The organism is Roseococcus pinisoli (assembly GCF_018413645.1).
GTDB classification, from domain to species: domain Bacteria; phylum Pseudomonadota; class Alphaproteobacteria; order Acetobacterales; family Acetobacteraceae; genus Roseococcus; species Roseococcus pinisoli.
This window is the reverse complement of sequence record NZ_JAHCDA010000001.1, coordinates 24542-43356: the sequence shown is the minus strand read 5'-3', so window position 1 is coordinate 43356 and position 18815 is coordinate 24542. Positions and strand designations below refer to the sequence as shown.

Annotated in this window: 18 protein-coding genes; 12 read left to right on the top strand and 6 right to left on the bottom strand. The window is 70.9% G+C overall.

All coding sequences use genetic code 11. The features are described 5' to 3' along the window. The first annotated feature begins 17 nt into the window (after positions 1–17). From KHU32_RS00205 to KHU32_RS00190, 4 genes are read left to right on the top strand one after another with little or no spacing between them, the layout of a single operon-like run. Complete coding sequence (locus KHU32_RS00205) at positions 18–1553, top strand: heparinase II/III domain-containing protein (protein WP_249680441.1); 1536 nt, start codon at positions 18–20, stop codon at positions 1551–1553. Beyond that, positions 1550–2401, top strand: a complete 852-nt coding sequence (locus tag KHU32_RS00200; RefSeq protein WP_213668048.1) for a hypothetical protein — start codon at positions 1550–1552, stop codon at positions 2399–2401. The genes KHU32_RS00205 and KHU32_RS00200 overlap by 4 nt, the downstream gene beginning before the upstream one ends. Next, complete coding sequence (locus KHU32_RS00195; RefSeq protein ID WP_213668047.1) at positions 2395–3603, top strand: O-antigen ligase family protein; 1209 nt, start codon at positions 2395–2397, stop codon at positions 3601–3603. The genes KHU32_RS00200 and KHU32_RS00195 overlap by 7 nt, the downstream gene beginning before the upstream one ends. Beyond that, positions 3596–4183, top strand: a complete 588-nt coding sequence (locus tag KHU32_RS00190; protein ID WP_213668046.1) for a sugar transferase — start codon at positions 3596–3598, stop codon at positions 4181–4183. The genes KHU32_RS00195 and KHU32_RS00190 overlap by 8 nt, the downstream gene beginning before the upstream one ends. A gap of 24 nt (positions 4184–4207) precedes the next feature. Here the strand turns inward: KHU32_RS00190 and KHU32_RS00185 are convergent, their stop codons facing one another. From KHU32_RS00185 to KHU32_RS00160, 6 genes are read right to left on the bottom strand one after another with little or no spacing between them, the layout of a single operon-like run. Further along, the gene (locus KHU32_RS00185; RefSeq protein ID WP_213668045.1) at positions 4208–4609 is read right to left on the bottom strand and encodes a RidA family protein; all 402 of its coding nucleotides are present in this window, start codon (positions 4607–4609) and stop codon (positions 4208–4210) included. 54 nt (positions 4610–4663) lie between these two features. Then, a complete protein-coding gene (gene dnaQ, locus KHU32_RS00180; RefSeq protein WP_213668044.1) occupies positions 4664–5341 on the bottom strand; it encodes a DNA polymerase III subunit epsilon in 678 nt (225 codons plus the stop codon). Beyond that, entirely contained in the window at positions 5334–5927 is a 594-nt protein-coding gene (gene coaE, locus KHU32_RS00175; RefSeq protein ID WP_213668043.1) for a dephospho-CoA kinase, read from the bottom strand. The genes dnaQ and coaE overlap by 8 nt, the downstream gene beginning before the upstream one ends. Beyond that, a complete protein-coding gene (locus KHU32_RS00170; RefSeq protein ID WP_213668042.1) occupies positions 5924–6748 on the bottom strand; it encodes a shikimate dehydrogenase in 825 nt (274 codons plus the stop codon). Before KHU32_RS00170 ends, coaE begins: the two co-directional genes overlap by 4 nt. Further along, the gene (locus KHU32_RS00165; protein ID WP_213668041.1) at positions 6745–7173 is read right to left on the bottom strand and encodes a PaaI family thioesterase; all 429 of its coding nucleotides are present in this window, start codon (positions 7171–7173) and stop codon (positions 6745–6747) included. The genes KHU32_RS00170 and KHU32_RS00165 overlap by 4 nt, the downstream gene beginning before the upstream one ends. Position 7174: 1 nt before the next feature. Continuing rightward, positions 7175–7924, bottom strand: a complete 750-nt coding sequence (locus KHU32_RS00160; protein ID WP_213668040.1) for a class I SAM-dependent methyltransferase — start codon at positions 7922–7924, stop codon at positions 7175–7177. Positions 7925–8000: 76 nt separating this feature from the next. Here KHU32_RS00160 and mutM point away from each other — a divergent pair, with 76 nt between their 5' ends. The 8 genes from mutM (at position 8001) to KHU32_RS00120 (ending at position 18695) form a co-directional block, all read left to right on the top strand. Further along, positions 8001–8897 carry a bifunctional DNA-formamidopyrimidine glycosylase/DNA-(apurinic or apyrimidinic site) lyase gene (gene mutM / locus KHU32_RS00155; protein ID WP_213669591.1) on the top strand — a complete coding sequence of 299 codons (897 nt, stop codon included), beginning with the start codon at positions 8001–8003 and terminating at the stop codon, positions 8895–8897. A 43-nt stretch (positions 8898–8940) separates the two neighbouring features. Further along, positions 8941–9714, top strand: a complete 774-nt coding sequence (locus tag KHU32_RS00150) for an enoyl-CoA hydratase (RefSeq protein WP_213668039.1) — start codon at positions 8941–8943, stop codon at positions 9712–9714. A gap of 121 nt (positions 9715–9835) precedes the next feature. Beyond that, positions 9836–10102: a 30S ribosomal protein S20 gene (gene rpsT, locus KHU32_RS00145; protein WP_213668038.1), complete on the top strand. Its 267-nt coding sequence runs from the start codon at positions 9836–9838 to the stop codon at positions 10100–10102. A 324-nt stretch (positions 10103–10426) separates the two neighbouring features. Beyond that, the gene (gene dnaA / locus KHU32_RS00140) at positions 10427–11875 is read left to right on the top strand and encodes a chromosomal replication initiator protein DnaA (protein WP_213668037.1); all 1449 of its coding nucleotides are present in this window, start codon (positions 10427–10429) and stop codon (positions 11873–11875) included. Positions 11876–12066: 191 nt separating this feature from the next. Continuing rightward, entirely contained in the window at positions 12067–13194 is a 1128-nt protein-coding gene (gene dnaN, locus KHU32_RS00135; protein WP_213668036.1) for a DNA polymerase III subunit beta, read from the top strand. A gap of 94 nt (positions 13195–13288) precedes the next feature. Further along, positions 13289–14425 carry a DNA replication/repair protein RecF gene (gene recF, locus KHU32_RS00130; protein WP_213668035.1) on the top strand — a complete coding sequence of 379 codons (1137 nt, stop codon included), beginning with the start codon at positions 13289–13291 and terminating at the stop codon, positions 14423–14425. Positions 14426–14479: 54 nt separating this feature from the next. Then, positions 14480–16927: a DNA topoisomerase (ATP-hydrolyzing) subunit B gene (gene gyrB / locus KHU32_RS00125; protein ID WP_213668034.1), complete on the top strand. Its 2448-nt coding sequence runs from the start codon at positions 14480–14482 to the stop codon at positions 16925–16927. Between the two features lie 181 nt (positions 16928–17108). Beyond that, positions 17109–18695, top strand: a complete 1587-nt coding sequence (locus tag KHU32_RS00120; RefSeq protein ID WP_213668033.1) for an ABC transporter substrate-binding protein — start codon at positions 17109–17111, stop codon at positions 18693–18695. Positions 18696–18815 lie beyond the last annotated feature (120 nt).

Sequence of the window (18815 nt, the reverse complement as noted above, 5' to 3'; positions counted from 1 at the left end):
TGATCGGGCGCGGACCCTTGGCCCGCCTCCGGACGGGCCTTCGGCTGCGGGACCGGCCGCTCCCCCCGACGCTTCCTGTGCCGCGGATCGCGGCGCCGCCGGCCGAGGGCTTCGATCCTCACCTGCCCGCGGCGCGCCTCCGGCCGATGGGCGGGCCCGACATCCGCCCGGTCTGGGAAGCCAACCGCTGGGCAGAGTTGCCGCGGCTCGCCTTGGCCGAGGAGGGCGCGCGCCTCCCGGAATTCCTCGCCGACTGGTTCGCGGCAAATCCGCCCTATCGTGGCCCGAACTGGGCCTGCGGCCAGGAGGCGGCGTTGCGCGCGCTGCACCTCGCCTTGGCCGCGGCCTTGGGCGGCGGCAGGCCGGACGTGGCGGTCATGCGGCTGCTGGCCCGGCGCATCGCGGCCAACCCCGCCTATGCGCTGGCGCAGGACAACAACCATCCCGTCTCCGAGGCCGCGGGACTGCTGGTCTGCGGCCTGGCGCTGGGTGAGACGCGAATGACGCGGCGGGGCGCGCGGCGGCTGGACACGGCGATCGCCCGGCTCGTGGCGCCCGACGGCAGCTTCGCCCAGCCGAGTCCCGCCTATCACCGCCTGTTGCTGGACGTCGTCGCCACCGCCGAATGGCTGCGCCGGCGCTGGTCCGGCCCCTCTGCCGCGCCGCTTACCTTGGCACTGATGGCGGCGGCGACGCGCTGGCTGCATCGCCTGGCCTGCGCCGAGACCGGCGCCTTGCCGCGCCTCGGCCATCAGGACGGCTCGTGCTTCGCCGACCTCTCGGGCGCCGGGCCCGACGACGCCCGCGCCAGCCTGGAAAGGGCGGCGCGGCTCTTTTGCGGGGCTTCGGCCGGCTGGCCTGCCGATCCCGGCTGCGCGGCGATGGGTCTTGGGGGGCCGGTTGAACTTCTGGTGGAAGCCGGGGACTGGACCAGCCTCGGCTTCCTCGGCCGCCGTTATGGCCGGGCCCGCGCCATTCTCCGCACGGGGCCGCTGCGCTTCCGGCCCGCCCATGCCGACCTGCTCCATCTCGACCTCTGGGACGGTCCGGAGAACCTGCTGCGCGACGGCGGCACCGGCGCCTACAACCCCGCCGACCCAGCCTGGCTCCTCTATTTTCAGGGCGCAAAGGCGCACAACACCATCGGCTTCGACGGCGAGGACCAGATGCCGCGCCTGGGCCCCTTCCTGTTCGCGCATTGGCCGGAGACCGGTGTCCTGCCCAACGGCGGCTGGGTCCGGGACCGGCGCGGCCGCTTCCATGCGCGCGAATTGCAGGCCACACCGAGGGGCTTCCGCGTCGAGGACCGCATCGCTGGCCCCTTTTCCGAGGCCGTGCTGCGCTGGCGCCTCGCACCCGGCGCCTGGCGGCTGAAGGCCGAAGGCGTGGAGGGGCGGATGCGCCTCGCGGTCGAGGCCGACGCTCCCTTCCGCCTCAACCTCGTCGAAGGGATGGAAAGCCTCGCCTATGGCCAGGCGAGCCCTCTGCCCGTGCTTGAGGTCGCGGTCGGCGCGGAGGCCCGCCGCCTCGTCACGCGGCTGGATCTGCGATGAGCCTCGGGGAGCTTCTCCGGGGCCTCCGGCGACAGGCCGGCCGTCTCGGCCTCGCGATCCTGCTGCTCTATGCCGTCGCGGCGGCCTTGGTCTGGAACTGGCCGCGCAGCTACGTCGCCTCGGCCATCGTGGCACCCGCCGAGACCACGGGGATCGCGACCTCGGCGCTGCTCACCCCGGCGCCCTTCCTGCAGCCCTCGCTGCTCGACCAGCGGCCGGGCGGGAATTTCGCCGTCTATCTCGCCGCGCTCCGTGCCCCCGAGGCGGCGGCCGCGCTGGTGCGGGAGACGCGCCTTGCTGCCGAGCTCGAGGCCCGCCGCGCTGCGGCCCCGCTCGGCCCCTTACGCCGCCTCTTCGGCCTGCGCATGGCGGCCGATGCCGACGACGTGCTGGCTTTTCTGGAGCGGAACTTCGCCGCCACGCCCTCGCTGAGCTCGGTCACCTGGACGCTGGCGCTGGTCCATCGCGACCGCGCCACGGCGCTGGAGGTCCTGGAGCGCCTGCACGCCCTTGCCGAAAGCCGCGTGCGGCAGACGCTGGCCGAGCTCGCCGAGCGGCGCATCCTGGCGCTGGAGGCGCGGCTGCGTGCCGAGCCCGACGTCTTCCTGCGCAACACCCTCTACGAGCTGCTGGCGCAGCAGCAGCGCGCGGCGCTCGTCGTCGCGGCGGACGAGGCGGCGGCGGCGCGGCTCGTCTCCGTTCCCGTGGTGGAACTGCGCCCCTCCGTGCCGAACCGGCCGCTGCTGCTGATCCTGCTGGCCTGCGCCATCCCTGCGGCCGTGGTGCTTCTGGCCGCCTGCCGGCTGCTGCTCGCCGCGGCGCCGCCGCGCGACGAGGGCGCATGCTGAGGGCGCCACCGGCCGCCTTGGGTGCGCTGGCCGGCATCTCGGCCATGGCGATGCACTTCGCCGGCGCGCTGAAATCCACGCCGATACTGGCCGCGCTGCCCTTCGACGTGACGCTGCTCGCTGCCCTCGGCGTCTTCGCGCCGCTGCCCGTTCTGCTCGTCGGCCGGGATTGGTGGCTGGCGCCCGGGCTGGGCCTGCCGCTGGCAGCCTGCGGGCTGGTCTGGAGCTGGTGGGCATTGGCGGCGCTGGGGAGCCCCTGGAGCCTGGGCGTGGCGGATCGCCTGCCGGAAATCGTGCTCGCCGGGCCGCTGATGCTGGCGGCGGGTCTGGTCATCGGCGCCGACCCGGCCGCGCGACGCGTCCTTCCGACGGCCGTCCTTTGGCTGGGAATCTTCGTCGCCGGCTCGGTGGCCTGGGGTCTTGCGACCGATGCGGTGGTGCTGGGCGGCCGCGTCGGCGCGGACTCGACGCGGGTGCGGGTGCAGTACCAGGTCGCCGGCCTCGCGATCGCCTGCGCGGCAGGCATCGCGGCGCTGCGGGCGACGGCGGGGGCGGGATGGCGGCGCCTCGCCTGGGCCGGCGCGCTCGCCTCGCTGTCGGTGGCGGTACTGCTGCCGGGCGGTCGCGCCGCCTTCCTGGCGCTGGGCCTGACGGTCGCCGTGGCGCCGGCCGTGCGCTGGTTCCTGCAGGGACGCGCTGGGGCGGGGCTGGCCTGGATGCTGGCCGTGCCGCTTTGCGCCGCGGCCGGGCTCGGCCTGCTGCTGCTCGATCCGGAGCGCGCGGGCGCCCTGGCGACGCTGGAGCGCCTGATGGGCGATGCCGGCGGGCTGGATTCCGCGCGGGAAATCCTCTGGTCCGAGGCCTGGCGCTGGAGTGGCCTCGCGGGCCTCGGGCCGGGCGGCTTTCCGGTGGCGGCGGGTGTCGGGCAGGTCCGGGGCCTGCATCCGCACAACCATGCGATCGAGGCCCTGGTCGAGGGTGGCGCGGTGGGGCTGGTGCTCTGGCTGGCGGCCTTCGGCGGCGCGGCGCTCCTCATGCTGGCACGGCTGCCGCGGGTGGGTCCCGAGCGTGCGGCGGTCATCCTGGCGCTGACGCTGCCGATGGCGCTGACGGCCATGGTCTCGACGGATCTGGGCAACCGCATGGTGTGGTTCGCGCTCGGCCTCGGGCTCTCGCTGGGGGTGGAGGCGCGGCGTGTATAGGCGCTGGGGCAAGCGGTGCTTCGACGTGGCCGGTGCAGTCGGGCTGCTGATGCTGGCGTCACCGGCCTTGGTGCTGGTCGCGCTGCTGGTGCGCGTGCGGCTGGGCCCGCCGGTGCTGTTCCGGCAGGCCCGCGCCGGAAGGGAGGGCGAGGTCTTCCTGATCCACAAGTTCCGAACGATGCGCGCGGGCCCTGGCGAGGATGCGGAGCGCCTCACGCCTCTCGGCCGACGTCTGCGGGCGACGGCGCTGGACGAGCTGCCGCAGCTCTGGAACGTGCTGCGGGGCGAGATGAGCCTCGTCGGCCCCCGCCCGCTGCTGCCGGAATACGCGGCGCATTACACGCCGCGCCAAGCGCGCCGGCTCGCGGTCCGGCCGGGACTTTGCGGGCTGGCGCAGTCCAGGGGGCGCAACCTCGTGCCGTGGGGGGAACGGCTGGAATGGGATGCGCGCTATGTGGAGCGCATCACCCTGGCCGGCGACCTCCGCATCCTCCTGCGCTGCGCGCGCCTGCTGCTGAGGGGCAGGGGGGCGAGCATGCCGGGCCACGCCACCATGGCCCGCTTCGACGATGGCGGTTAGAGCGAGGAGGCTCGCGCAAAACCTCTAATCGACGACGGCGATGGCCTCGATCTCCACCAGCCATTCCGGCATGGCCAGCGCCGAGACGCCGACCAGCGTGCTGGCCGGCGGCGTCCGGCCGGCGAAGAACTTCGCCCGCGCCTGTCCGATGACGACCCGGTGCTCCGGCTTGTAGTCCACGACATAGGTGGTGATCTTCACGACATCGGCGAAGCTCGCACCACCGGCGGCCAGCGCCTTGCCGAGGTTTTCCATCACCCGCGTCGTCTGGGCCGCGAGGTCGTTGCCGCCGACCAGCGCGCCGTTCTCGTCGATGGCGACCTGGCCGGCCGTGTAGATCGTCCGCGTGCCCGAGGCGACGGCGGCATGCGAGTAGGACGGGCTCTTCATCAGCCCGGGGGCGGGCGGATATTCGGTGGCGCTCATGGCTCGTTCTCCCTGTTCTTCGTCGGGATCATCACACCGGGAGCGCGACGCCGTCTACGGCTCCAGCTTCTTCCAGAGCGGATCCTTGACCTTCGCCAGGAAGGCGTCGAAGCGCGCAAGCTGCTCGTCCGTCACGCGCATGGGGCGCGGCGTGCGCGGCGCGCTCTCCTCGCGCAGGATGGCCTGCACCACGGGCGCCGAGCCCAGCACCAGCCCCGGCTGCCGCCCGCCGCGCAGCTCCAGATAGACCTCGGCCAGCAGCTTCACGTCGAGCAGCGCGTTGTGCGTCGTCCGCTGGGAGAGGTCGACGCCGAAGCGGCGGCACAGGGCGTCGAGGCTGTTCTGCGCGCCGGGATAGGCCGTCCGCGCCAGCGCCAGCGTGTCCACCATCCGCTTGATGTCGAGCTTCGGATGGCCGCAGCGCAAGAACTCCGCGTCGAGCTGCTTGAAGTCGAAGGGCGCGTTGTGCGCGACGATGGGAGAGTCGCCCAGGAACTCCAGCAGCCCCGGCGCGATGGCGGCGAAGAGCGGCTTGCCCTCCAGGTCCGCGCGGGTGAAGCCGTGCACGCGCGCGGCCTCGGGCGGCACGTCGCGCTCGGGATCGATGAGCGTGTGGAAGACCTTGCCCGTGGGCATGAGGTTCACGATCTCGATCGCCGCGACTTCCAGGACGCGATGGCCCTCGCTCGGCTCGAAGCCCGTGGTCTCGGTATCGAGGACGATCTCACGCATCGCGCAGCCTCCGGACGAGCCGGCGCACGGCGGCCTCGGCATAACGGCGGGAGAGGCCGGTGCGAATGATCACGTCCGCCCGGCGCCGCTTCTCGGCATCCGGCATCTGCCGGGCGAGGATGGCGGTGAGGCGCTCCGCGGTCATGCCCCGGCGGGCCAGCACGCGCTTGCGCTGCACGGCAGCGGGCGCGGAGACGACGACGATCAGGTCGAACTCCGAGAGGTCCCGCCGCGTCTCGAAGAGCAGGGGGATGTCGAGCACGACCAGCCGCGTGCCGCGGCCGCGCTCGCGCCCCAGGAAGCGCTTCTGCTCGTCGCGCACCAGGGGATGCATGATGGCCTCGAGGCGCTTCAGCGCGGCCGGGTCGCCCAGCACCGCCTGGCGCAGCCTCTCGCGGATCACGATGCCTTCGCCCGTGGTGCCGGGGAAGGCGCGCTCGATGGGACGAACGGCGCGGCCGCCGCGGGACTGCAGGGCATGCACCGCCGCATCCGCGTCGAAGATCGGCACGCCGAGGCGCCGGAAGGCGCCCGCGGCGGTGGACTTGCCCATGCCGATGCTGCCGGTGAGGCCCCAGATCTTCATCCGGGTGGAATATCGGCCGCCACGATCCGCCGCAGGGCCTCGTCGACCTCCGGCATCACGCCGAACCAGGCCTCGAAGCCCGGGCGCGCCTGGTGCAGCAGCATGCCGAGACCATCCGAGCCGCGCAGGCCGCGCGCACGGGCGGCGGCGAGCAGCCGCGTCTCCAGCGGCACGTAGACGGCATCCGCCACCACGGCATGGGCCGGCAGCGGCGCGAGGTCGATCTGCAGCGGCGGCTGGCCCGCCATGCCGAGGCTGGTGGTGTTCACGAGCAGGGCCGCGCCCTCCAGCGGCGCGGTGTCCCGCACCTCGATGGGGCCGCCGAGCGCCCTGGCCAACGCCTCGGCCCGCTCGGGCGTGCGGTTGACCAGGATGAGGCGCGGGCAGCCGGCATCCAGCAGCGCCGCCACGATGGCGCGCGCGGCGCCGCCCGCGCCCAGCACCACGGCGGGGCCGGAAGCGGGATCGTAGCCGCCCAGCGAGGCCAGGAAGCCGAAGCCGTCCGTGCAGTCGCCCTCGATGCGGCCGTCCCGGAAAATCAGCGTGTTCACCGCGCCGGCCCGCAGCGCGCGGGGCGAGACCTCGTCGCAGACGCCGAAGGCCGCCTCCTTGTGCGGGATGGTGACGTTGACGCCGCGGAAGCCGCTTTTCGCCAGGCCGCGGATGGCGGCCGGGAAATCGTCGGGATGGATGGGCAGCGGCACATAGGCCGCGTCCAGCCCGTGCCGTGCGATCCAGGTGCCGTGCAGGAGCGGCGAGCGGGAATGGCTGACGGGCCAGCCGGTCACGCCCGCGAGCATGGCCTTGCCGGAGAGCGTCATTGCGTCAGCGAGGGGACCAGGGTGGCCTGCATGGCGGCGCAGAGCGTCTCGGCGCCGTCCTCCATGCGCATCCAGACCTCGGCGCGCGCCACGGTCAGCGTGCGGCCGGGCTTCAGCACCTCGGCCCGCGCGATGGCGAGGACGCCGCGCGCGGGGCGGAGGAAATTCACCTTGAGCTCGGCGGTCAGGACTTCCTGCCCGGGCGGCAGCAGGCTGAGCGCGGCATAGCCGCAGGCATTGTCGGCCAGCGTGGTCAGCACGCCGGCATGCAGGTAGCCGTGCTGCTGCGTGAGCGTCTTGCGGAAGGGCGCCTCGATGACGCAGCGGCCCGGCTCGACCTCGGTGATCCGCGCCTCGATGACGCGCATGAGGCCCTGGAGGGCGAAGCTCGCCTCGATCCGCTGCTGCAGCCCGGGGGACGCCATCTCAGAATCTCCAGCCGGTATGGATGGCGACGATGCCGCCTGAGAGGTTGCGGTGCGACACGCGCTCCATGCCGGCGGCGCGCATCATGCCGGCCAGCGTCGCCTGGTCGGGGAACATGCGGATGCTCTCGGCGAGGTAGCGGTAGCTCTCGGCGTCCTGCGCGACGCGGCCGCCGATGGCCGGCAGCGCCTTGAAGGACCAGGCCTCGTAGAGCGGCGCCAGCGCCGCGATCTCGAGACGGGAGAATTCGAGGCAGTGGAAGCGCCCGCCCGGCTTCAGCACGCGCCGCACCTCGCGCAGCACGGCGTCCTTGTCGGTGCAGTTGCGCAGGCCGAAGGCCATGCTCACCTTTTCGACCGAGGCATCGGGCAGGGGGATGTGCTCGGCGTCGGTGCAGAGGAAGGACAGGCCGCGCGCCAGCCCGCGATCCAGGGCGCGGGACTGGCCCACATGCAGCATCTCGGCATTGATGTCCGAGCAGATGACACGGCCGGCGCCGCGCTCCAGGGCCAGGAACGAGATGTCGCCGGTGCCGCCGGCGAGGTCGAGCAGCGTGTCGGAAGGCCGGGGCGAGATGACGTTGAGGAAGATGCGCTTCCAGACCCGGTGCAGGCCGAGCGACATCAGGTCGTTCATCAGGTCGTAACGGGGCGCCACGCTGTCGAAGACTTCGCGGACCATGCTCGCCTTCTGCTCGGCGGCCACGGTTCGGAAGCCGAAATCGGCGGTACGGTCGGCGCTTTCCTTCATCCGCCGAACTATAGCCCGGCGCCCGGGAATCTGCCATGCGGGCGGGCGAAGGAATTCAGCGAGGAAGGAGCGCGCCATCCCCGAGCTTCCGGAAGTCGAGACGGTCATGCGCGGCCTGGCCAAGGTGCTGGACGGCGAGGTGATCCGCCATGCCGAGATCCGGCGCGAGGGGCTGCGCTGGCCCTTCCCGGCCGGGCTGGTGCGCGCGCTGACCGGCACGCGGGTGGACGGGTTCCGCCGCCGCGGCAAGTACATGCTCATGCGGCTGGCCGACCGGCCGAGCGTGCTCCTCCACCTGGGTATGTCCGGCCGGATGGTGGCGCGGCACCGCGATGCGCCCTTCGTCCCGCGTCTCGGCCCCCAGGGCGCTGCCAGCGATGCGCGCGGCCACAACCAGCCGCCCGAGCTGCACGAGCATCTGGTGATGGAGACCGAGGGCGGCTGGCGCGTGGGCTTCGTCGATCCCCGGCGCTTCGGCGCGGTCGACCTGGTGGCGCGCGACGCCGAGGATTCGCACCGGCTTCTCGCGGGTCTTGGGCCCGAGCCGCTGGAGGAAGGGTTCTCCGTCGCGGTGCTGGAACGCGCGCTGGTGGGGCGCCGCATGCCGATCAAGGCGGCGCTGCTGGACCAGAAGGTCGTGGCGGGGCTCGGCAATATCTATGTCTGCGAGGTGCTGTTCCGCGCCGGCATCTCGCCCCTGCGGCTGGCCGGGACGCTGCCGGGCGCGCGGGCCGCGCGGCTGGTGCCGGCCATCAAGACCGTGCTCTCGGAGGCGATCGAGGCCGGCGGGTCGAGCCTGCGCGACTATGTCCGCGCCGATGGCGAGATCGGCGGCTTCCAGGACCGCTTCGACGTCTACGACCGCGAGGGCGAGCGCTGCCGGGCCTGCTCGGGCCCGAAGGGCTGCCCCGGGATCCTGCGTCTTGTGCAGTCGGGCCGATCCACCTTCTATTGCCCGAGAACGCAGCGGTAGCGGCGTCCGATCCGCCGCCGCGCCAGATTTTCGGGAAAATGCCATGTCCTACGAGATGATCCTCACCGAGACGCAGGGCCGGGCCGCCATCATCCGGCTCAACCGGCCGCAGGCGCTCAACGCCCTCTGCGACGAGCTGATGGCCGAGCTGCACCAGGCGCTGACCGGCTTCGACGCCGACCCGGCCATCGCCGGCATCATCATCACCGGCAGCGAGAAGGCCTTCGCGGCCGGCGCCGACATCAAGCAGATGCAGGCGCGCTCCTACCCTGGCGTCTATTTCGAGGACTTCATCGCGAACTGGGAATCCGTCACGCGCATCCGCAAGCCGGTCATCGCCGCGGTCGCGGGCTTCGCGCTGGGCGGCGGCTGCGAGCTCGCGATGATGTGCGACATGATCATCGCGGCCGAGAACGCGAAGTTCGGCCAGCCGGAGATCAACCTCGGCATCATCCCGGGCGCCGGCGGCACGCAGCGCCTGACGCGGGCGATCGGCAAGGCCAAGGCGATGGACCTCATCCTGACCGCGCGCTTCATGGATGCGGCCGAGGCCGAGCGCAGCGGCCTTGTCGCGCGCGTGGTGGCGCCGGACCAGCTGCTGGCGGAGGCCCTGAAGGTCGTGGAGAAGATCGGCAGCCTTTCGGCGCCCTCGGTCGCCATCGCCAAGGAGGCGGTGAATGTCGCCTTCGAGACGACGCTGACGGAAGGCGTACGTTTCGAGCGGCGGGTCTTCTATTCGCTCTTCGCGACGGAGGACCAGAAGGAGGGGATGTCGGCCTTCGCCGAGAAGCGGAAGCCGGCCTTCACCAACCGCTAACCGGCCGAATGACTCGCATTCCCCATCTGCCGACTTGACGATGATGGGGTGTGCGGCCTAGACCCTTGCCTCCTGTGGCGGGCCATCCGCCCGTTCCTATAGAGATCGCATACAAGAAGCCATGGCCAACAACGCGTCGGCGCGTAAGCGCATCCGTCAGACCGAGAAGCGCACCGAGCGGAACCGCATGCGGCGTTCGCGCGTGCGCACCTTCCTCCGCAAGGTCGAACTGGCCATCGCGGGTGGCGACAAGAGCCAGGCCGCCGAGGCCTTCAAGGGCGCGCAGCCCGAGATGCAGCGCGCCGTCACCAAGGGCGTGCTCCACCGCAACACGGTGGCTCGCAAGCTGTCGCGCCTCTCCGCGCGCATCAAGGCGCTGAGCGCCTAAGTAAAAAACACCTACCGGTAAAATGGCGCGCGGCCCGGCCGGGAGTACTCATGTACTCTCGCCGTCGCCGCGCGTTTTATATTTGTGGGTGCTGATCGCGGCTTGTCGGTCACATGGAGTCGGAGTTTTCGGATTGGGGCATCAGGCCGCTTTATTTCAGAGTGTTGCTCCCGCTACACTCGCCTGACGGCCGGCCCATACCGGGTTTTCGAACCGACAAGCTGCTGATTTCTCTCAAAGACATAGAGTTGGGGCGCCTCTGCCCTCCCAAGTGGCACACCAGGGCGTCTTCGTGTCGAAGGCGTTGAGAGACTGAGGACAGGGATGGATCAGGATTCCGGCGAAACTCTTCCGCCAAATGCCGGAAAAACCGCCGCCAGCTGGGCTCGTGCGCGCGCCCGCCTCCGCCAGGAGGTTGGCGACGTGGAGTACCGGAACTGGTTGCGCCAGATGAGTCTGGCCGGCGTCGAGGGCGAGACGGTTCTCGTCAATCTGCCGACCCGCTTCCTCCGCGACTGGGTGCGTGACCATTACGGCGACCGCCTGCGGGTGGCCTGCCAGGCCGAGATGCCGGGCATGCGCCAGGTGACGCTGCGTGTGCAGGCCGCGGCCGCCAAGGCGGCGGTCGAGGATGAGGTCGAGGAGCCGCCGGCCCTGGCCGAGAGCGTGACCGTGGCGCCGCAGGTGGCGGTCACTGGCACGGCCGTGCCGGTCACGCCCGCCCAGGAAGGCCTGCTGCGCAACGACTGGCTCGTGCCGCTCGATCAGCGCTTCACCTTCGACACCTTCGTGGTGGGCAAGCCGAACGAATTCGCCCATGCCTGCGCCCGCCGTGTGGCCGAAAGCCCCGCGCAGGCCGGCTTCAACCCGCTCTTCCTCTATGGCGGGGTCGGGCTGGGCAAGACGCATCTGATGCATTCCATCGCCTGGGCCCTGCGCGAGCGCTCCCCGGATTTCTCCGTCGCCTATATGTCGGCCGAGAAGTTCATGTACCGCTTCATCGCGGCGCTGCGCTCGCACAACACGATGGAATTCAAGACGCAGCTCCGCTCCGTCCAGGTGCTGATGGTCGATGACCTGCAGTTCCTGATCGGCAAGGACAACACGCAGGAAGAATTCTTCCATACCTTCAATGCCCTGATCGACGCGGGGAAGCAGATCATCCTCTCGGCCGACAAGGCGCCGACCGATCTCTCGGGCATCGAGGACCGGCTGCGGACGCGCCTTTCGGCGGGCATCGTGGCCGACCTGCATGCCACGACCTACGAGCTGCGCCTCTCGATCCTTCAGGCCAAGGCCAATTCGGCGGGTGTGGACGTGCCGTCCCGCGTACAGGAGCTGCTGGCCCGTAAGATCGCGTCGAACGTGCGCGATCTCGAGGGCGCGCTGAACCGGCTGGTGGCCCATGCCAAGCTCTTCGGCCGGCCCATCACGCTGGACACGGTGCCGGAGGTCCTCTCCGACATCCTGCGCGCGCACGACAAGCGCCTCTCGATCGACGACATCCAGCGCAAGGTGGCTGAGCACTACAACATCCGCCTGACGGAGATGGCCTCGGCCCGGCGCTCGCGCGCGGTGGCGCGGCCGCGGCAGGTGGCGATGTACCTGGCCAAGCAGCTCACCTCGCGCTCGCTGCCCGAGATCGGCCGCCGCTTCGGCAACCGCGACCACACCACGGTCCTGCACGCGGTGAACAAGATCACCGAGCTGATGGGCGAGGATCCCGCCTTCGCCGAGGACGTGACGCTGCTCCGGAAGATGCTGGAGATGTGAGGCGAGGGGAGGCCCGCCGGCGGGCCTCCCTCCCTCTCTCCGGCGCCGGGAGCGCGGCCGGAACCCCACAGGGCGTCGCGATGGGCGCCAAGTTCCGCCTGTCCTTTGCCGGGGCCGGGCGGGATGCTAGAGCTTCGGCGGTATTGCGCGGCGAATCGTGGCAGCGCCTTCGGATAGCAAGGGACCGGGAGATGAAGTTCAGCGTCGAGCGCGCCATTCTGCTCAAGGCTCTCGGGCACACGCAGTCCGTGGTCGAGCGCCGGAACACCATCCCCATTCTCGCGAATATCCTGCTGGACGCGAAGGACGGCGTGCTGCGCCTGACCGCGACCGACATGGAGATCGCCATCGTCGAGGAGGTCCCGGGCGTCCAGGTGGCGCGGCCGGGCCGCACCACGGCGCCGGCCAACACGCTCTACGAGATCGTGCGCAAGCTGCCGGAAGGCGCGATGGTCGAGCTCGACCACAAGGGCGGCGACGCCCCGCTGGCGCTCCGCGCCGGCCGCTTCAGCACCAGCCTGCCCGTTTTGCCGGTCGAGGATTTCCCCTCGATGACCGAGGGCTCCATGCCGCACCAGTTCAAGCTGGAAGCGCCCAAGCTGCGCGGCATGATCTCGCGCACGCGCTTCGCCATCAGCACGGAGGAGACGCGCTACTACCTCAACGGCATCTACCTCCACACGGCCGAGGTCGATGGCCGCAAGGTGCTGCGCGCCGCCGCGACGGACGGCCACCGCCTGGCGCGCGTGGAAGAGGACCTGCCCGAGGGCGCCGGCGGCATGCCGGGCGTGATCATCCCGCGCAAGACGGTGAACGAGGTGAACAAGCTCGCCGAGGAGACGCGCGACGAGATCGAGTTCCGCCTCTCCGAAACGAAGATCAGCTTCAGCATCGGCACGGTGACGCTGACCAGCAAGCTCATCGACGGCACCTTCCCCGACTACGAGCGGGTGATCCCGCGCGGCAACGACAAGGTGCTGACGGTCTCGAAGAAGGAATTCGCCGAGGCGGTGGGCCGCGTGGCCGCCATCTCCAGCGAGCGCTCGCGCCCGGTGAAGCTGTCGATCGACCGCAACCACCTGCTGCTGACCGCCTCCAGCGCCGAGCAGGGCCAGGCCCAGGAAGAGCTGGACGAGGGGTCGGTGACCTATGCCTCCTCGCCCATCGAGATCGGCTTCCAGGCGCGCTACCTGAACGACATCACGGATCAGGTCGGCGAGGAGCTGGAGTTCCGGTTCTCGGACGGCAGCGCCCCCACGGTCGTCGCCGATTCCAAGGATCCGGGCGCACTCTACGTCCTGATGCCGATGCGGGTCTGACGGCGGGCTCCTTGTTTTCGAAGGCGCGGGAAGCCCTGCTTCCCGCCGGGGCCTCCCATCGGCGGGCCGGGGCGCAGAGCGCCCCGATGGTTTCATGCTCCGACTGACCCGCCTGCGCCTCGCGCGCTATCGCTCCTATCTCGAAGCCGATCTGCGCTTTTCCGCGCCGCTCGTCGTATTTGCCGGCCCCAACGGGGCGGGCAAGACGAACCTGCTGGAGGCGATCAGCCTGCTCGTGCCCGGCCGTGGCCTGCGCGGCGCGCGCCTTTCCGAGGTGGCGACCGGCGGCGAGCCGCCCTGGGCCGTCTCCGGCCATTTCGACGACGGCCTGGGCGGCTTCGAGGTCGGCACCGGCACGGCGCCGGAGGGCGGGCCGGACCGCCGTACCTTCCGCCTGGATGGCGAGCGCCTCCGCGTCCAGTCCGACCTGGCCGAGCGCGTCGCCGCCGTCTGGATCACCCCGCAGATGGACCGGCTCTTCCAGGAGAGCGCGGGGGGGCGCCGACGCTTCCTCGACCGGCTTGCGATGGCGCTGGAGCCCCATCTCGCCCGCGAGGTCTCGGCCTATGAGACGGCGATGGCCAGCCGCAACCGCCTGCTGGCGCAGGGAAGGGAAGGCCGGCGCGTGGAGCCGGCCTGGATCGCGGGGCTCGAGGATGCGATGGCCCGGCACGGCATTGCCGTCGCGGCCTCGCGCCGGGCCCTGGTGGCGCGGCTCAATGCGTCACTGGAGGCGGGCGCCGCCGGCGAGTTCCCCCGCGCCGGGCTGGCCCTGCAGGATCCCGCGGCGGACCTGCTGGACGGCATGCCCGCCTTGGCCGCCGAGGAGGCCCTGCGCGCCGGCTGGGCAGCGAGCCGCCCCCGCGACGCTGCGGCCGGCGCCACCCTGACCGGGCCGCACCGCGCCGACCTGCTCTTCACCCATGCCGAGAAGGGTATCGCCGCCGGCCTCTGCTCCACGGGCGAGCAGAAGGCGCTGCTGGTCTCGACCGTCCTGGCCCATGCGGGGCTGATCGCCGCCGCCCGGGGCTTCGCGCCCTTGCTGCTCCTGGACGAGGTGGCGGCGCATCTGGATGCCCGGCGCCGGGCCGCGCTCTTCGCCGCCCTGACCGCCCTGCCGGCCCAGAGCTTCCTGACGGGCACCGATTCCGAGGTATTCGCCCCCCTGGGCGGGGCGGCGGAGCATTGGTCGGTCTCGCCAGGGCTGGCCTGTCGAATCCCCCTGCCGTAACGGCAGGAAAAATGCCATATATGCGTGGTCTTTCCTGAGGTTTTTCATTTACCGATGAGCAGCGATTCCCCGACTGGCGGCGACCTCCCGAACCAGGTCTCCGACGCGGACTACACCGGCGCCTCCATCACCGTCCTCCGCGGCCTCGATGCCGTCCGGAAACGGCCGGGCATGTACATCGGCGACACCGACGACGGCTCGGGCCTGCACCACATGGCCTTTGAGATCATCGACAACGCGGTGGACGAAGCGCAGGCCGGCTATGCCTCGCGCGTCGATGTCGTGCTGAACGGCGATGGCAGCGTGACCGTGACCGATGACGGGCGCGGCATCCCGGTGGACATCCACGCGGAGGAAGGCGTCTCCGCGGCCGAGGTGGTGCTGACGCGCCTGCATGCGGGCGGGAAGTTCAACCAGAATTCCTACAAGGTATCGGGCGGCCTGCACGGCGTGGGCGCGGCCGTGGTGAACGCGCTCAGCGAGTGGATGGAAGTCCGCATCTGGCGCGGCGGCACGGAGCACTTCATCCGCTTCGAGCATGGCGATGCGGTGCAGCCGCTGAAGATCGTGGGGCCGGCCGCGCATACCCAGGGCACCGAGGTCAGCTTCAAGCCGTCCTCCGGCACCTTCACGCAGGTCGAATACGACTTCGCGGTGCTGGAGCGCCGGCTGCGCGAGCTGGCCTTCCTGAATTCGGGCCTCGCCATCACGCTGCGCGACGACCGGCACGTGCCGGCGCAGACCGCGGAGTTCAAGTTCGACGGCGGGCTCACCGCTTTCGTGGAATGGCTCGACAAGGGCAAGGAGCCGCTGTTCAAGCCGCCCATCGCCGTCATGGCCAAGGAGAGCGAGGGCATCCGCGTCGAGCTCGCCATGTGGTGGACCAGCTCGCCGCGCGAAGTGATGCTCTGTTTCACCAACAACATCCCGCAGCGCGACGGCGGCACGCACCAGGCCGGCTTCCGGCAGGCGCTGACGCGCGTGGTGATGAAATACGCCGAGGATCTCGCCAAGAGGGAGAAGGTCGAGCTCGTCGGTGACGACATGCGCGAGGGCCTGACCTGCGTGCTCTCCGTGAAGGTGCCCGACCCGAAGTTCAGCTCGCAGACCAAGGACAAGCTGGTCTCCTCCGAGGTGCAGCCGGTCGTGCAGATGGCTGTGGCGGATGCGCTCTCGCATTGGTTCGAGACGCACCCGAAGGAGACGCGCCAGGTCCTCGACCAGGTCGTGCTGAGCGCGGTGGCGCGCAAGGCCGCGCAGTTCGCGCGCGAGAAGGTGGGGCGCAAGAACGCGCTCGAATTCTCGACGCTGCCCGGCAAGCTGGCGGATTGCCAGGAAAAGGACCCGACCAAGAGCGAACTCTTCATCGTCGAGGGCGACAGCGCAGGCGGCTCCGCGAAGCAGGGGCGCAACCGCGCGAACCAGGCGATCCTGCCGCTCAAGGGCAAGATCCTGAACGTGGAGCGCGCGCGCATCGACAAGATGCTGGCGAGTGCCGAGATCGGTACGCTCATCACCGCGCTCGGCACGGGCATCGGCACGGGCGAGCCGGCCAAGGGCGGCTTCAGCGCCGACAAGCTGCGCTACCACAAGATCATCATCATGACGGACGCCGACGTCGACGGCTCCCACATCCGCACGCTGCTGCTGACCTTCTTCTTCCGGCAGATGCCGGAGCTCATCGAGCGCGGCTACCTCTACATCGCGCAGCCGCCGCTCTACCGCGCCAAGCGCGGCCAGGAGGAGCGCTACCTGAAGGACGATCGCGCGCTCGAGGACTATCTGATCGAGAAGGCGACGCATAATGCGCGCATCCTCCTCGCCACCGGCAGCGAGGCGACGGGCGACGAGCTGATGGCGATCGTGGAATCGCTGCGCCAGACGACCTCTCGGATCCGGCGCCTCGCCGTGAACATCCCCGTCGAGATCGTCGAGCAGGCCGCGATGGCGGGCATCCTGACGCCCGATCTCCAGCGCGGCATGGAGGCGGCGACCTCCTTCGCCGCGCGCCTCGATGCGCTGGCGCCCCCGGCCGAGCGCGGCTGGAAGGTGCTGGTCGACGAGCAGGGCGTGCACATGCACCGCATGGTCCGTGGCGTGGCGGAACGCTACACGCTGAGCGCCGCCGCGCTGCGCAGCGCCGAGGCCCGCTGGCTGGACGAGCGCCGCGAGTTCCTGCAGCGCGACTTCGCCGACGGCGCGAAGGTGATCTTCGAGAGCAGCGAGGCCGGTGTCCGCGGCCCGCTCGCCGCCTATGACCGCATTCTCGGCCAGGGCCGGCGCGGGCTCTCCATCCAGCGCTTCAAGGGGCTGGGCGAGATGAACCCCGATCAGCTCTGGAAGACCACGCTGGATCCGGCCGTGCGGACTCTGCTGCAGGTGCGCGTGGACGATGCGGAGGATGCCGAGGGCGTGTTCTCGACGCTGATGGGCGACGTGGTGGAGCCGCGCCGCGAATTCATCGTCGGCAACGCCCTCAAGGTCGCGAACCTGGACGTCTAGGTTCCAACTACCGGCGGCCGTCCGGGCCGCCGGAAAAGCTGCGGACCGGGATATGGGCCGCGGCACCGTCTTCTCCCAGGCCATCGATGTCATGCGCGCGGGTTTCCGCGGCCAGAGGCTTTGACCGCTGCCGGCGAAAGCTGTCAGCCTGCGCCCCAACGACAAGATGACCGAGGGCTCCATGAAACGTCGAACGCTCCTTCAAGCCACAGCGGCTGGCGGCCTGGCCACGGCCGCGCCCGCCGTCGCGCAGCCGGCCCGCACCGCCACGCTCCGATTCGTGCCGCAGGCGAATCTCACCGCCCTCGATCCCATCTGGACGAGCGCGATCGTGACGCAGATGCACGCCTATCACGTCTACGACACGCTCTTCGCCGTGAACGGCCAGCAGCGGCCGATGCCGCAGATGGCGGAGGGGCACACGGTCAGCGACGATGGGCGCGTCTGGCGCATCCGCCTGCGCGACGGGCTGCGCTTCCATGATGGCGAGCCGGTGCGCTCCGTCGACTGCATCACCAGCCTGGAGCGCTGGTCGAAGCGGGATGCCTTCGGGCAGATCCTCGCGGCGGTGGTGGACCGCTGGGTGGCCGCGGACGACCGGACGATCGAGATCCGGCTGAAGCGGCCTTTCCCGCAGCTGCTCGAGGCGCTGGCCAAGCCCGATGCCAACGTGCCCGTCATCATGCCGGCGCGCCTGGCGCGCACCGATGCCAGCGTGCAGGTCTCGGAGATGGTGGGCTCCGGCCCCTATCGCTTCCTGGCGGACGAATTCGTCTCGGGCAGCCGCGTCGCCTATGCGAAGAACGAGGCCTATGTGCCGCGGCAGGAGGCCTCCGACTGGGCGTCCGGCGGCAAGGTGGCGCATTTCCCGCGCATCGACTGGCACATCCTGCCCGACCCCGCCACCGCGGCGGCCGCCCTGCAGAGCGGCGAGGTGGACTGGCTGGAGCAGCCGCTCTCCGACCTGATCCCAACGCTGCAGCGGAACCGGCAGATCGCGCTGGAGATCCTCAACCCCGTCGGCATCATGTCGCTCATGCGTCTGAACCACCTGCAGGCGCCCTTCAACGACGTCCGGACGCGGCAGGCCGTGGCGCTCGCCGTCGACCAGAGCGAGTACATGCGCTCCACCCTGGGCGACGACACCTCCGTCTGGCGCGAATGCCGCAGCCTCTTCCCCTGCGGGACGCCGCTCGGCATCGAGGACCTGTCGCCGCTGAACGCCGCCCCGCGCAATCTGGATCGCGCCCGCGCGGCGCTGCAGGCCTCGGGCTACAAGGGTGAGAAGGTCGTCATCATCAACCCGACGGACTTCCCGCTGATCGGCCCGCACGGCCAGATCACGGCGGACCGCCTGCGCCGCATCGGCATGAACGTCGAGCTGGTGGAGACCGACTGGGGCACGGTGGTGCAGCGCCGCGTCCGGCGCGAGCCGGTGGAGCAGGGCGGGTGGAGCATCTTCCACACCTTCGGCTCCTCGCTGGCCTATCTCAACCCGGGCGTCTCCTCGCTGGTGAAGGGCCCGGGCGCGAATGGCTGGTTCGGCTGGTACGAGAGCGCGCGCGCGCAGGAACTCGTCCAGTCCTGGCTCGACGAGGTGGACCCGGCCCGGCAGCAGAGCCTGGCGAACGAGCTCAACAGGCTCGCGCAGGACGATGTGGCGACCATCCCGCTCGGCCAGTTCGTCGTGCGCACGGCCTATCGCCGCCGCATCACCGGCCTGGCCAAGGGCAGCATGCCCTATCCCTGGGGCGTGCGCCCGGCCTGAGCGGCGGCATCCGCCCAGAGAGAATGAGGCGCGCCCCCATCCTGCGGGGCGTGCCGATGAGATCGCCTGCCGCGAGGAGCGGCAGGCGTTGAGGATCCCAGGCCCGGCAACTCCCGGAAC